The sequence below is a fragment of the Blautia sp. HA8986 genome, assembly GCF_056504635.1.
Map to the genome: position 1 here is coordinate 60,727 of NZ_JBWLUQ010000003.1, position 13,390 is coordinate 74,116.

At 45.6% G+C, this 13,390-nt stretch carries 13 protein-coding genes; 10 read left to right on the plus strand and 3 right to left on the minus strand.

Features of this window, described 5'->3' with window-relative positions; translation table 11 throughout:
- The first annotated feature begins 413 nt into the window (after positions 1-413).
- The 7 genes from AC04Q4_RS15090 to glpK all read left to right on the plus strand — a co-directional run bounded on the left by AC04Q4_RS15090 (position 414) and on the right by glpK (position 8,255).
- The gene (locus AC04Q4_RS15090) at positions 414-1,871 is read left to right on the plus strand and encodes an FAD-dependent oxidoreductase (RefSeq protein WP_476389243.1); all 1,458 of its coding nucleotides are present in this window, start codon (positions 414-416) and stop codon (positions 1,869-1,871) included.
- 7 nt (positions 1,872-1,878) lie between these two features.
- A complete protein-coding gene (locus AC04Q4_RS15095; RefSeq protein ID WP_118625966.1) occupies positions 1,879-3,165 on the plus strand; it encodes an NAD(P)/FAD-dependent oxidoreductase in 1,287 nt (428 codons plus the stop codon).
- A gap of 5 nt (positions 3,166-3,170) precedes the next feature.
- Positions 3,171-3,542, plus strand: a complete 372-nt coding sequence (locus tag AC04Q4_RS15100) for a DUF1667 domain-containing protein (RefSeq protein ID WP_476389244.1) — start codon at positions 3,171-3,173, stop codon at positions 3,540-3,542.
- 298 nt (positions 3,543-3,840) lie between these two features.
- Positions 3,841-4,572 (plus strand): glycerophosphodiester phosphodiesterase, encoded by a 732-nt coding sequence (locus tag AC04Q4_RS15105; RefSeq protein ID WP_119239169.1) that lies wholly within the window; start codon positions 3,841-3,843, stop codon positions 4,570-4,572.
- Positions 4,573-4,796: 224 nt separating this feature from the next.
- Positions 4,797-5,915, plus strand: coding sequence for an Ldh family oxidoreductase (locus AC04Q4_RS15110; RefSeq protein ID WP_114002062.1), 1,119 nt, complete (start codon positions 4,797-4,799; stop codon positions 5,913-5,915).
- Between the two features lie 213 nt (positions 5,916-6,128).
- Positions 6,129-6,704 carry a glycerol-3-phosphate responsive antiterminator gene (locus tag AC04Q4_RS15115; RefSeq protein ID WP_015527444.1) on the plus strand — a complete coding sequence of 192 codons (576 nt, stop codon included), beginning with the start codon at positions 6,129-6,131 and terminating at the stop codon, positions 6,702-6,704.
- Positions 6,705-6,755: 51 nt separating this feature from the next.
- The gene (gene glpK / locus AC04Q4_RS15120; protein WP_476389245.1) at positions 6,756-8,255 is read left to right on the plus strand and encodes a glycerol kinase GlpK; all 1,500 of its coding nucleotides are present in this window, start codon (positions 6,756-6,758) and stop codon (positions 8,253-8,255) included.
- Between the two features lie 125 nt (positions 8,256-8,380).
- Here glpK and AC04Q4_RS15125 read toward each other — a convergent pair whose 3' ends face one another.
- Positions 8,381-8,788, minus strand: coding sequence for a DUF6465 family protein (locus AC04Q4_RS15125; RefSeq protein WP_021651876.1), 408 nt, complete (start codon positions 8,786-8,788; stop codon positions 8,381-8,383).
- Positions 8,789-8,959: 171 nt separating this feature from the next.
- Here AC04Q4_RS15125 and holA point away from each other — a divergent pair, with 171 nt between their 5' ends.
- On the plus strand, positions 8,960-9,949 hold the full coding sequence (gene holA / locus AC04Q4_RS15130) for a DNA polymerase III subunit delta (protein ID WP_476389246.1): 990 nt from the start codon (positions 8,960-8,962) through the stop codon (positions 9,947-9,949).
- Positions 9,950-9,952: 3 nt separating this feature from the next.
- On the opposite strand, the gene AC04Q4_RS15135 is transcribed toward holA, so the two are convergent.
- The gene (locus tag AC04Q4_RS15135; protein ID WP_178775040.1) at positions 9,953-10,519 is read right to left on the minus strand and encodes a YgjP-like metallopeptidase domain-containing protein; all 567 of its coding nucleotides are present in this window, start codon (positions 10,517-10,519) and stop codon (positions 9,953-9,955) included.
- A 118-nt stretch (positions 10,520-10,637) separates the two neighbouring features.
- On the minus strand, positions 10,638-10,901 hold the full coding sequence (rpsT, locus tag AC04Q4_RS15140) for a 30S ribosomal protein S20 (protein WP_021976748.1): 264 nt from the start codon (positions 10,899-10,901) through the stop codon (positions 10,638-10,640).
- Positions 10,902-11,190: 289 nt separating this feature from the next.
- Here rpsT and gpr point away from each other — a divergent pair, with 289 nt between their 5' ends.
- Positions 11,191-12,120 carry a GPR endopeptidase gene (gene gpr / locus AC04Q4_RS15145; protein WP_476389247.1) on the plus strand — a complete coding sequence of 310 codons (930 nt, stop codon included), beginning with the start codon at positions 11,191-11,193 and terminating at the stop codon, positions 12,118-12,120.
- A gap of 23 nt (positions 12,121-12,143) precedes the next feature.
- Positions 12,144-13,361 (plus strand): stage II sporulation protein P, encoded by a 1,218-nt coding sequence (locus AC04Q4_RS15150; protein WP_476389248.1) that lies wholly within the window; start codon positions 12,144-12,146, stop codon positions 13,359-13,361.
- Positions 13,362-13,390: the final 29 nt, after the last annotated feature.

Below are 13,390 nucleotides of genomic sequence, written 5' to 3' on the forward strand. Positions count from 1 at the left end.
GCATGTTAAAGAAAAAACGATGTATTTTACGAAAAATGCACTTGAAATATGAAGAATAGTCTGATACAATGAATACAAAGTGAAGAAGGAATCTGATTCAGCTTGCTGAATACAGAGAATGCCATTGAGAACAGAGACCGGCATGAAGACACATGGATAAGTGTGTTTTTATGCCGGCTATTTTTATGCGCAAATGTTAATGTTTCAAAAGGATTACAAGGGTTACAAGGGTTACGGCATAAAAATAATGGCATATTCGTTTGAAAGATTGCTGTTCGTAAGCAGTACTCCTCGCAGAATATTTACCTGCGGACGGCAATGCTTGTGTTGCAACGGATATTCTGCTGTTTCCGGCGCAGAGAAAGCCGGGGACAGTTCAGAAGATCCGCAAACAGGAAAGGAGAAACAGATCTATGTATGATGTGATCATTATCGGAGCAGGAGTTTCTGGAGCAGCAGCGGCGAGAGAGCTTTCAAGATATCGGCTGAAAATCTGCGTTCTGGAGCGAGAAGAGGATGTATGCTGCGGAACTTCCAAGGCAAACAGCGGAATCGTTCATTCCGGTTATGATGCAGAACCGGGAAGCCTTATGGCGGAACTGAATGTGAAGGGAAGCAATATGATGGGACAGCTTTCGAAGGAACTGGATTTTCCTTTTAAACAGACTGGTTCACTGACTGTCTGTACAACTGAGAATGGAATTATCATGCTGCATAAGCTGCGTGAAAGAGGACTGAAAAACGGAGTAGAGGGACTGAGGGTCCTTGACAGAGAAGAGGCACTTGCCATGGAGCCGAATCTGTCTGACCAGGTGCTGGCAGCACTGTATGCACCGACAGCCGGAATTGTCTGTCCCTTTGAACTGAACATTGCAATGGCAGAGAATGCATATAACAATGGTGTGGAATTTAAATTTGACACAGAAGTAAAGAACATCCGAAAACAGGAAAAAGGTTTTGTTGTGGAAACCTCAAAAGGTGATTTTGAGACAGGCTGTATCGTTAATGCTGCCGGTGTCTATGCGGATGTTTTTCATAATATGGTAAGTGAGAAAAAACTGCATATCACTCCTCGTAAGGGTGAGTATATGCTCCTTGATAAAAGTGCAGGAACACATGTGAATCATACGATCTTTGCACTTCCAAACAAGAGCGGAAAAGGAATTCTGGTAACACAGACTGTTCATGGGAACCTTTTGATCGGACCTACAGCTACGGATCTGGAGGATCGGGAGGAAACAGCAACTACTTCGGAGGGTATGGAGACAGTAAGTATCAAATCCGGTAAAACAGTAAAGGATATTCCACTGCGGAAGGTGATCACAAGCTTTGCGGGACTCCGTGCTATCGAGGACGGTATGGATTTTGTGATAGGAGAGGTGGAGGATGCACCCGGATTTATCGATTGTGCAGGAATCGCATCACCGGGACTTACCAGCTCACCGGCCATTGGCTGTATGATTGCTGACATCGTAAAAGAAAAATTACATCCGGAAGTAAATCCGGATTTTAATCCGGTGAGAAAAGGGATCCTGGATCCGTCAGAGCTTTCTCTGGAAGAAAGAAATGAGCTGATCAAAAGATCACCGGAATATGGAAATATCATCTGCAGATGTGAGATGATCTCTGAGGGAGAGATTCTGGATGCGATCCGAAGACCTCTCGGAGCGAAATCTCTGGATGGAGTAAAACGTCGTACAAGAGCAGGAATGGGAAGATGTCAGTCAGGCTTTTGCTCTCCCAGAACAATGGAGATCCTCAGCCGGGAGCTTGGCATTTCCATGGAGGAGATCACAAAAACAGGCGGAGATTCCAGACTGATCAAAGGAATCAACAAGAAAATTGCAGAGGAGGGCGAGAACCATGAATGATAAGATTATGGTGAAGAGAGATATCGTGATCATAGGCGGAGGCCCTGCAGGACTGGCAGCAGCCCTGGCTGCAAAGAAAGAGGGAGCAGAGAGTATCCTGATCCTGGAACGTGATAAGGAACTGGGCGGGATCCTGAATCAGTGTATCCATAATGGATTTGGCCTTCATACATTTCAGGAGGAGTTGACAGGACCGGAATATGCGGCACGCTTTATCCGGATGGTAAAAGAGCAGCAGATCGAGTACCGGCTGAACACCATGGTCATGGATATCAGCCAGGATAAAGTGATCACTGCCATGAGCCGCCAGGAGGGAATGTATCAGATTCGTGCAAAAGCTGTGATCCTTGCCATGGGCTGCAGAGAGAGACCGCGAGGTGCACTGAACATTCCGGGATATCGACCGGCAGGCATTTATTCAGCGGGAACAGCACAGCGCCTTGTAAACATGGAAGGATTTATGCCGGGAAAAAAAGTAGTGATCCTGGGATCCGGTGATATCGGATTGATCATGGCCAGACGTATGACGCTGGAAGGCGCAGAGGTTAAGGCAGTGGCAGAACTGATGCCATATTCCGGAGGCCTGAAGCGAAATATCGTGCAGTGTCTGGACGACTTTGGGATCCCGTTGAAGCTTAGCCATACAGTGGTTGACATAAAAGGAAAAGAGCGTGTGGAAGGAATCACGCTTGCAGAGGTAGACGAAAACAGACGCCCGATTCCCGGTACAGAGGAATTTTTTGAATGCGATACGCTTCTTCTTTCTGTTGGTCTGATCCCGGAGAATGAGCTTTCCGGACAGGCAGGTGTGAAGCTGAGCAATGTGACCTCCGGACCGGTGGTAAATGAAAGTCTGGAGACAAATGTAGAAGGCGTTTTTGCCTGCGGAAATGTTCTTCATGTTCATGACCTGGTGGATTTTGTTTCGGAGGAAGCCGGCAATGCAGGAAGAAATGCGGCTCTCTATATAAACAACAATGGAGAGGACAAAATACCGGAAGAGATAAAGATCACGCTTTCGCCCAAAAACGGAGTCCGCTATACAGTGCCGTCTGAGATCCGTATCGGTCATATGGCGGAGGAGCAGCTGGTCCGCTTCCGTGTGGGAAATGTGTATAAAAATTGTTACATCCGTGCATATCTGGATGGAGAACGGATCTTTTCCAGAAAAAAACAGGTGGCAGCACCTGGAGAGATGGAACAGATCAAATTGAAAAAAGAGCAGCTTCTTTCCATTCTGGAAGGAAAACAGAAACAGGATAAACATGAACTTGTGATCCAGGTGGAGGAGTGATAAAAATGGAAAAAAGGAATCTTACTTGTATCGGATGTCCCATGGGATGCGCCCTTCTGGTGGAAATGAATGGAAAAGAGATCGTTTCCGTCACAGGAAATACCTGTAAAAAAGGTGCGGAATATGCAGTGAAGGAAGTGACAGATCCAACCAGGATAGTGACAACGACCGTGCGTGCGAAGAATGGAAACATGCCGGTGGTGTCAGTAAAGACGGCACAGGATATTCCAAAAGGAAAGATTTTTGACTGTGTGGATGCACTGAGGGACGTATGTATGGAAGCACCGGTTCAGATCGGAGATGTGATCCTGGAGAATGTAGCAGGTACAGGCGTGGATATCGTGGCTACAGGAAATGTGAAGCAGATCATACAGTGATCTGCAAAGGATATATATGGCGATCTGTATGCTTATAATATGTCAGCCCTCAGGCAGACAAAGCGAATAAAATGAACCTGAAAAGGCGTTTTTATCGCTTTGTTTGCCACGAAATGAAATATACAAAATGCACAAAAAATAATAAGAAGAAAAAGAATAATTAATTAAAAAGCAACAAAAAAACATAAAAAAACAGACGAAAAATGTTGAAAATAAATAAACACTATGATATAATCAGAAATATGAATTAGCAAAAATGCTAACAACGATGTAATGCATTGAATGGAGGATGATTAGAATGAAAGTATTTGGACATCGTGGTTTCAGCGGAGAATATCCGGAGAATACAATGCTGGCGTTTCAGAAAGCTGTGGAGGCTGGATGCGAGGGAATTGAACTTGATGTACAGCTGACCAAGGATCTGGTTCCGGTGATCATGCACGATGAGAAGGTTGACCGTACCACAGATGGAAGCGGATATATCTATGATCTTACATATGATGAACTGTGTAAACTGGATTGCAGCTATCCGGATAAATTTGCCGGAAAATTCGGCAGACTTCAGATCCCGACTCTGAGAGAGTATTTGGAATGGATGGCTGAGGAAGAAGATCTGATCACCAACATTGAGCTGAAGAACAGTGTTTATTATTATGGTGGTATGGAAGAGAAAGTGATCGACATGATCTGTGAATACGGACTGGAGGATCGGATAATTCTTTCTTCCTTTAATAATGCTTCCATCGTACTGTGCAGACAGAGCGATGAAACCATTGCAGGTGGTTTTCTGGTAGATAAATATGTGGACAATGCAGGCGTTTATGCGAGAAATTGTGATGTTCAGTATTATCATCCGAATCTGAAATATCTGGAAGAAGAGCATGTACGCAGCTGTTCACAGAACGGCATTGGGGTAAATGTCTGGACTGTAAATGAGGAAGAGGATATGAGAAGGATGAAGAAATGGGGAGTAAACTCCATTATCACCAATTATCCGGACAGAGGAAGAGCAGTGGCAGATGAGGATTGACACTGCGATGTAAAGACACTTTCTGTGAGGTACATACAGGAGGCAGGCTGAATTTGAACGCAGATCGCGAAGCGACTGCGTTCATGAGCAAGTAGCGAAGCGGATTGCGAATGTCCGCTTTACTGCAGGTTGTGTTTACATCTCCGGCAGGAGGGGGTCCTGCTGCAGATCTATATAAGTAAAATAAAAAAACTATAATAATGTATATGGAGGGGCTTTTTACAATGGAGAAAGAAACAAGACCTTTTATTTCCTGGCAGCTTGCAGACGATTTTATGACTGCAGTATTTGAGAAAATGGGAGTTCCGACGGAGGATGCAAGACTTTGCTCTGACGTACTTCTGGAAAGTGACAGACGTGGAATTGAGAGCCATGGCTGCAACCGTTTCAAACCGATCTATATCGACCGTATCAAATCCGGAATCTTAAATCCTGTAACAAAGATCGATATTCTTAAAGAGACACCAACAACTGCAGTTCTTGATGCTAACGATGGTATGGGAATGGTAGCCAGCAAGAAGGCTATGGACATGTGTATTGAAAAAGCACATAAATACGGCATGGGTATGGTTGCAGTCCGTAACTCTTCCCATTATGGAATCGCAGGATATTGGACAGGTCTCGCAGCAAAAGAGAATATGATCGGTATCAGCGGTACCAACGCAAGACCATCCGTTGCACCGACATTTGGTGTTGAGAATATGCTTGGAACTAACCCACTGACATTTAGTATGCCTACAGATGAGCCGTTCCCGTTTACACTGGACTGTGCAACATCTGTTATCCAGAATGGCAAGATCGAATACTACGCACGTATTAACCATGATACTCCTAAGGGTCTTGTTATTTCCAGAGAAGGAGAGGAGCTTACAGACAGTGCGGAGATCCTTAAGAAGATCAGAAGCCAGCAGGCAGCACTTGCTCCTCTCGGTGGATTTGGTGAGACAACCGGAGGATATAAGGGATACGGATACTCTACTGTTGTTGAGATCCTTTCCGCAGCTCTTCAGTCCGGTCTCTTCCTGAAAGCTCTGGATGGTAAGGATGAGGAAGGAAAGATTCGTCCATATCATCTTGGACATTTCTTTATTGCTATCGACACAGAGGCATTTATGGGTGCAGAGGCATTCAAGAAAACATGCGGTGATATCCTGAGAGACCTGAGAGGCTCCGAGAAGGCTCCTGGACAGGAACGTATCTACACAGCAGGCGAGAAGGAATATGATGTATGGATGTATCGTAAGGATAAAGGAGTTCCGGTGACAGAGGCAGTTCAGAAAGAGTTTATCGGACTTCGCGATGAATTCGGACTTACACAGTTCAAATTCCCGTTTGAGAAATAATGTATCTGCAGAAGGGAAGTCCATAAGGGCTTCTTTTCTTTTACCAGAGAAGAAGATTGTCTGAGAATTGTAATACAGCCGGAAATAAAACAGATATATTTGGCAAATGTGTCTGGTCTTCGAAGCAATAAACTGATACAATAAGAATAATATCTTCAAACAATGCGCGGAGATATGATGATATTGTGTGAACATTGCGGAGGAAGAGAGAAGATGAACAAAGAATTTCTGGACGCGATCGAGGCGAACCCGATCATAGCGGCTGTAAAGGATGAACAGGGACTTCAGAACTGTCTGGGCAGAGAGGAGCTTACCGTGATCTTTATCCTGTATGGAGATATCCGTTCTATTGGGGGAATTGTGGAGCGGATCCACCAGGCGGGGAAGATCGCGATGGCACATATAGACCTGATCACAGGTTTAAGCTCAAAAGAGGTTTCTGTGGATTATATTTGCAAAAATATCCACGCAGATGGGATCATTTCAACAAAAGCATCCATGATCAACAGGGCGAAGAAGCTTGGAATGTATACAGTTCTGCGCTTTTTCCTTATTGATTCCATGGCGATCAAGAATATTGAGAATCTGGGAAATCAGCATGAGCAGCTGCCGGATGTGGTGGAGGTTCTGCCGGGACTGATGCCGAAGATTCTTAAACAGATATGTAAAACAAGCAAGGTGCCTGTGATCGCAGGTGGTTTGATCTCCGATAAGGAGGATGTGATGGGGGCCCTGGGTGCGGGGGCAGCAGCGGTTTCCACTACAAATCAGAAGGTATGGGAATTATGAGGCTGCAGAGGTATTGAACTGCAGCTAAGAAGTGTATTGGAGGATTTTTATATGGCAAAATATGTTATGGCGCTGGATTCCGGAACCACCAGCAACCGCTGTATTCTTTTTGATGAAAACGGAAGGATCCGCAGTGTGGCGCAGAAGGAGTTTATCCAGCATTTTCCAAAACCGGGATGGGTGGAGCATGATGCAGGTGAGATCTGGTCCACACAGCTTTCTGTTGCCAGAGAGGCAATGAATCAGATCGAGGCGACGGCGGAAGATATCGTAGCGATTGGTATTACAAATCAGAGAGAAACTACCATTGTGTGGGATAAGAATACGGGGCAGCCTGTGTATCACGCAATCGTATGGCAGTGCAGAAGAACTTCTGAGTACTGTGACAGCCTGAAAGCAAAAGGTCTGGAGGAGAAATTCCGTCAGAAAACAGGTCTTGTTATTGATGCTTATTTTTCTGCGACAAAGGTAAAATGGATACTGGATAATGTAGAAGGTGCAAGAGAAAGAGCAGAGAACGGAGAGCTGCTTTTTGGCACGGTAGAGACATGGCTGATCTGGAAACTGACCAAGGGAGCTGTCCATGTGACAGATTATTCCAATGCGTCCAGAACCATGATGTTCAATATCAATACTCTGGAATGGGATGATGAGATCCTTGAAGAACTTGATATCCCGAAATGTATGCTTCCTCAGGTGAAAGAATCCAGTGAGATCTACGGGGAAACAGATCCGTCATTTTTCGGCGGAAAGATTCCTGTGGCTGGTGCCGCAGGAGATCAGCAGGCGGCGTTGTTCGGACAGGCCTGTTTTGAGAAAGGTGAGACTAAGAATACGTACGGAACCGGCGGCTTCCTTCTGATGAATGCAGGTGACAAGCCGGTATTTTCCAGGAATGGTCTTGTTACAACCATCGGATGGGGGCTGAACGGCAAGGTTACATATGTTCTTGAAGGCTCTGTATTTGTGGCTGGTGCTGCGATCCAGTGGCTCCGTGATGAGCTTCATCTTGTAGATTCTGCATCCGATACTGAGTATTTTGCAGGAAAAGTGCCGGATGCCAACGGCTGCTATGTAGTACCTGCATTTACAGGGCTTGGTGCTCCATACTGGGATCAGTATGCGCGTGGAACCATCGTAGGTCTGACACGTGGTGTGAATAAGTATCATATTGTGCGTGCAACACTGGAATCTCTGGCATATCAGGTAAATGATGTTCTGGAAGTTATGAAAGAGGATGCGGAAAGTAATCTGGCTGTTCTCCGTGTGGACGGCGGTGCAAGTGCCAATAATCTTCTTTTACAGATCCAGTCAGATATCAGTAATGTGGCTGTGGAACGTCCGGAGTGCATTGAGACAACTGCTCTTGGTGCAGCATACCTGGCAGGTCTTGCAGTTGGTTTCTGGGAGAGCAAGGAGGCTGTACTGGAAAGCCGTGATGTGGAACGTATTTTCCGCACGGCGATCGATGACGAGAAGCGAAATGCCATGGTAAAAGGCTGGAGAGCTGCAGTAGGCTGCTCCAGAGACTGGATCAAAAAGATCCGGTAAAAGATAAAAAAGAAAAGTCATGCAGCGGGACCGGATGAAAATGTCCTGTGCATGGCTTTTTGCGTTTCCGGAATGTCACAGACAGACCGGCATAGTAAGCGATCGCGGAACAGATCCGCCGGAGCTTACAGAGTGGCCAGATCGATCCTGTAATCGTCGGAACCTTCTCCGTCAGCAGTGTAGTAAGCTGCTCTTTCTTCTGCATTTACATAGATGTGGAGCTCTTTGCCTTTCAGGCCCTTTGCTTCTGCATCTTTCTTAACAGCTGCTTCAAGGTCTGCAACTGTGATGGATGTCTCAAAAATTTCAAGTGTGATGCCGCTGATCTTATGATTTTTTACAGTGTTTTTGACTTCTTCTACTACTTCTGGTGCCTTGGCTGCTACAGTCTCTGTTGCCTTTTTGACTGCTTTAACGGTTTTTTCAGCTGCAGGTGTTTTTTCAATCTTTTCTACAGTTGATTTCACGGTAGCTTTGGCCTTGGTGGTTGCGCTCTTCAGGTTGCTTGTTCTGCTGTTTCTTCTTTTTTCCATAATGGAACACTCCCTTCCGCATATTTCGCTGACAGAACGGATCTGCCGGAATATGTACCTGTTTACAGTATCATGAATCCGGTGGAAAGTCAAATTTTTGCTTGGGTGTTGCATTTCCGGCAGTTGTCGTATAAACTGGATTACAGAGAAAATCAGACAGGGGTACAGAGATTGAAGAATATTCAGGAAGATATTAAAACAGGAAAATTTAAGCAGGCATATCTCCTTTACGGTGAGGAAGCCTATCTGAAACAGCAATATAAAAGAAATCTGGTGAAGGCTCTGAACCCGGACGATGATACCATGAATTTTACCAGATATGAGGGGAAGGGGATCGATGTCCGGGAGCTTTTGAGTCTTTGTGATACCATGCCCTTTTTTGCAGAGCGAAGAGTAGTCCTTCTTGAGGATACGGGATTCTTTAAGAACAAATGTGAGGAACTGGCAGATTATATGAAAGCTCTGCCTGATTATCTGTATCTGGTGTTCTGCGAGTCTGAAGTAGATAAGAGAAGCCGTATGTACAAGGCGGTAAAAGCCTGCGGCAGCATCGGGGAATTTAAACAGCAGGATGAAAAGACTCTTATGCGGTGGGCAGCAGGAATCCTTGGAAAAAATGGCCGCAGGATCACCCAGAGAGATGTGGAGCTTCTGCTGACCATGACGGGAACAGATATGGGAAATATAAGGATGGAGCTGGAAAAGCTGATCTCCTATACGGTCGGAAGAGATGTTGTGACGGCTGCAGATATCCAGGCTGTCTGTACCACGCAGACAACCAATAAGATCTTTGATATGGTGCGTGCGGTGACGGAGAAGAACCAGAAGCGGGCCCTGGATCTGTACTATGACCTTCTGACTCTTCGGGAACCGCCGATGCGGATATTGTTTCTTTTGGCGAAACAGTTTCGTCAGATCTGCCTGACCAAGAAAATGTCACAGGAGGGTCTTTCTCAAACCGAGATCGCTTCCAAACTGGGAGTACCCTCTTTTGTTGTGCGGAACCTGGCATCCTGTGCCAGATCCTACACTGTGGAAGAGCTGGAGAATGCTGTGCGGGATTTTGTGGATGCGGAAGAGGCTGTGAAGACCGGTACGCTGGGAGATGTGCTCAGTGTGGAACTTCTGATCGTGAAGTACAGCTCAGCGAGGGGAGTGTGAGCTTCAGGGATTCTGCCACAGAGTTCTGCCATTATCTCTGAGCCATTTTTCGTAAGTTTTGTATTCCGGCATTACGGAGGCCACGACTGCGTAGAATGCAGGAGAGTGGTTCATTTCTTTCCGGTGCGCAAGTTCGTGTACTATAACATAATCAAGAACATTTTCCGGGGCAAAAATGAGACGCCAGTTGAAGTTTAAGTTGCCTTCGCTGGTACAGCTTCCCCAGCGGGTCTTCTGCTCCCGGATCGTGATACGGCCGTAGGTTACGTTCATTTTTTGTGCGTAAAATGCGGTTTTTCTTTTGAATATTTTCCGGGCAGAGTCCATATAATAGCTGCGGCGGAAATCAGAGAGAGGGGGATTTTCATCGGGAGTGTTTGCCGGAGCTGGTGTGGCATGGGCGAGATGCTTCAGAATCCAGCTTTCTTTTTGGGCGAGGAAATTGTCAATGGTGTATTCTGACATTGTGTGCGGTGCGCGGACAGTTACCTGTCCGGAAGTACTGACCTGGATCGCCAGGGTCTTGCGGCTGCTGCGGATAATAAGGTAGGGAAAGGGATGTGGATTCATGAAAAAAACTCCTTATATTGGCAAAAATATATTTGAATAAATAAAAAAGACAGTCGCTGACGGTTCGACTGTCTTTCCTTTTACTTATAAGCTTATAACTAAAATATTCCGTTGTCTATTACGCAATGCTGTTGACAGCTTTGGAAAGACGGGAAATTTTTCTGGCGCAGTTATTTTTGTGGTAAACGCCCTTGGATGTAGCTTTGCTGATTGTGGAGATTGCGTCCTTAAGAGCAACCTCTGCAGCTGCCTTATCCTTATTCTCAACTGCTGTCTCAACTTTCTTAATGGAAGTCTTAACTGCAGAACGGATTGCTTTGTTTCTTGCAGCCTTAGTTCTGTTAACTAAGATTCTCTTCTTTGCGGATTTAATGTTAGCCAATTCGTACACCTCCGATTCCTAAAAATATAATATAAAAAATTACATTCACAGGAACAGACACGGGCGCTCCTATGAAACATGCTTATATATATTATTATACGTGTGCGGAAATGTCAAGATGTTTTTTACGGAAATCTCAAAAATATGACAAAAAAACACCAAATGCTGTGGGTGATATGAGAAATGATACATATTTATGGGAAAACGAGGGAAGAATAAGACAGAAATACAGTAATGTTCGCGGATAGATAGCGGACGATTGAAATTTATCAGGAGAAGAGGAGAGCTTATGGCAGGAAGGAACAGGATCAGGACGGATCTGGCACTTGAGGCAACAGAGCGTTTCAAAGAGGAAAACGTGGAAGTTCATGGAGTGGAGGTTCGGGAAAAGTACGACAAGGAGAAAGATGTGCGGACTACGGTTGTTCGGATCACAACGGAAAATGGTGCGAAGACTATGGGAAAGCCCCAGGGAACGTATATTACCATCGAGGCTCCGGATCTTTCCGTGCCGGATGAGGATTATCACAGGGAGATTTCAGAGGAGGTAGCGCATCACTTAAAAGAACTGATTGATTTCAGTCAGCAGCAGTCTGTACTTGTGGTAGGACTGGGAAATCAGGACATCACAGCAGATTCCCTTGGTCCCCGGGCAGTGGAAAATATTCATATGACAAGGCATGTGATCCGGGAGTATGGTCTGAAATCCTGTTCTCATATGAAAATGCACCAGATCAGCGGAATTGTTCCAGGTGTGATGGCGCAGACTGGAATGGAGACACTGGAGATTGTCCAGGGGGTTGTAGCAGAGACAAAACCGGATGTGGTGATTGCGATTGATGCGCTGGCTGCCAGAAGTACGGCGAGGCTGAACCGGACTATCCAGATCACAGATACAGGAATCAGTCCGGGGTCCGGTGTGGGAAATCACAGAGAGGGCTTAAACGAAGAGAATCTGTCCGTAAGGGTAATAGGAATTGGGGTGCCTACAGTGGTAGATGCAGCTACTATCGTCCATGATTCCATGGCAAATCTTCTGGATGCACTGGAGGAAGAGGAACAGAAGGAATTTCTGGAAGAAATGATCTCGCCAAAGCTTTATACTATGTTTGTGACTCCAAAGGATGTGGATGAGACTGTCAAGTATTTGAGCTTTACAATTTCGGAGGGACTGAACCTGGCATTTTCTGATAGTCTAATCAGAGAGGACAGGTCATAAAATACCATAAGAGGTGATCGTTGGTGACGAATATCCAGAGGGCATTCTGCGTGGTTTTGAGCCTGATCTTTCTTTGTGTAGTGGCCGCGCTTCCGGGAGATTTTTTCAGGCATGGAGAGGTTTACAGGTCTCTGCCGCTGTATTGCTTTCTGGAAAAGAAGGCTTTGCAGGAGGAAAACGGCAGAGATCGGGAAACAGAGATGCTTTTGCAGGAAAAAAATGCAGAGCATCTGGGGGAAGAAGTAGCAGCCGAGAATCGGAGAGAGCAGGAGGAACTTATGATGGCAGAGGCGGAGAAAGATGCTGCAGACAGTCGGGATGAGAGGCAAGAAGAGACGCAGGCCGAGAAGGACAAAATTGTGGATGAAAGCAAGAGTGGCGTGGAAGAGAAAAAAGAGAAAGAAGAGAAAGAAGAGAAAGAAGAGCAGGAAACCGTGGCACTGCCTCATCCTCAGATCGATTTATCTCAGGCGAAACTGGCTGATTTTGATTATGTGATGAACCATTTTTTTATCCTGGATTCCAATACGGAAACCAATGCCGGGCAGATCAGCGGGACAAGATTCCTGGAAGAAGATATGTCCATTAAACAGGATTCATCTGTACCCCAGATTCTGATCTACCACACCCATTCCCAGGAGACTTTTTCCGATTCAAGGGAAGGTGAAACGGAAGATACCATAGTGGGAGTGGGAAATTATCTCACAGATATTCTGGAAAAAAATTACGGCTACAAGGTGATCCATGTAACGGATGCTTTTGATATCATGGGCGGGGAGCTGGATCGGAGCAAAGCCTACGACTATGCGCGCTCTTCCATAGAAAAAGTTCTGGAGGAAAATCCCACAGTGGAGGTAGTTATTGATCTTCACAGGGATGGAGTGCCGGATGACCGTCATCTGGTAACGGAGATCAATGGAAAACAAACAGCTCAGATTCTTTTTTATAACGGGTTGAGCTATACGGTCAATCAGGGGGCAGTGAGTTATCTTCCAAACCCTTACATAGAAGATAATCTGGCATTTTCTTTCCAGCTGGAATACCAGGCAGCGCAGTACTATCCGCAGTTTTACAGAGGAATTTATCTGGCGGGTCTTCGTTACAACCTCCATTTAAGACCAAGGGCGCTGCTTCTGGAAGCCGGTGCGCAGACTAATACAGTGGAGGAAGTCCGAAATGCAATGGAACCTTTTGCAGATATCTTAAACAGAGTGCTGAAAGGCAGTGACAAAGAAGGATAAAATGTGCTATGATAAGGAACAGTATGGAA

Excerpts from the sequence above, each read along its gene's own strand:
- AC04Q4_RS15125 (WP_021651876.1), bottom strand. The coding sequence starts at position 8,788 with ATGGAAAAAAGAAGAAACAGCAGAACAAGCAACCTGAAGAGCGCAACC.
- glpK (WP_476389245.1), top strand. The coding sequence starts at position 6,756 with ATGGCAAAATATGTTATGGCGCTGGATTCCGGAACCACCAGCAACCGC.
- AC04Q4_RS15135 (WP_178775040.1), bottom strand. The coding sequence starts at position 10,519 with ATGAATCCACATCCCTTTCCCTACCTTATTATCCGCAGCAGCCGCAAG.
- AC04Q4_RS15090 (WP_476389243.1), top strand. The coding sequence starts at position 414 with ATGTATGATGTGATCATTATCGGAGCAGGAGTTTCTGGAGCAGCAGCG.
- AC04Q4_RS15105 (WP_119239169.1), top strand. The coding sequence starts at position 3,841 with ATGAAAGTATTTGGACATCGTGGTTTCAGCGGAGAATATCCGGAGAAT.
- AC04Q4_RS15095 (WP_118625966.1), top strand. The coding sequence starts at position 1,879 with ATGGTGAAGAGAGATATCGTGATCATAGGCGGAGGCCCTGCAGGACTG.
- AC04Q4_RS15115 (WP_015527444.1), top strand. The coding sequence starts at position 6,129 with ATGAACAAAGAATTTCTGGACGCGATCGAGGCGAACCCGATCATAGCG.
- AC04Q4_RS15110 (WP_114002062.1), top strand. The coding sequence starts at position 4,797 with ATGGAGAAAGAAACAAGACCTTTTATTTCCTGGCAGCTTGCAGACGAT.
- gpr (WP_476389247.1), top strand. The coding sequence starts at position 11,191 with ATGGCAGGAAGGAACAGGATCAGGACGGATCTGGCACTTGAGGCAACA.
- AC04Q4_RS15100 (WP_476389244.1), top strand. The coding sequence starts at position 3,171 with ATGGAAAAAAGGAATCTTACTTGTATCGGATGTCCCATGGGATGCGCC.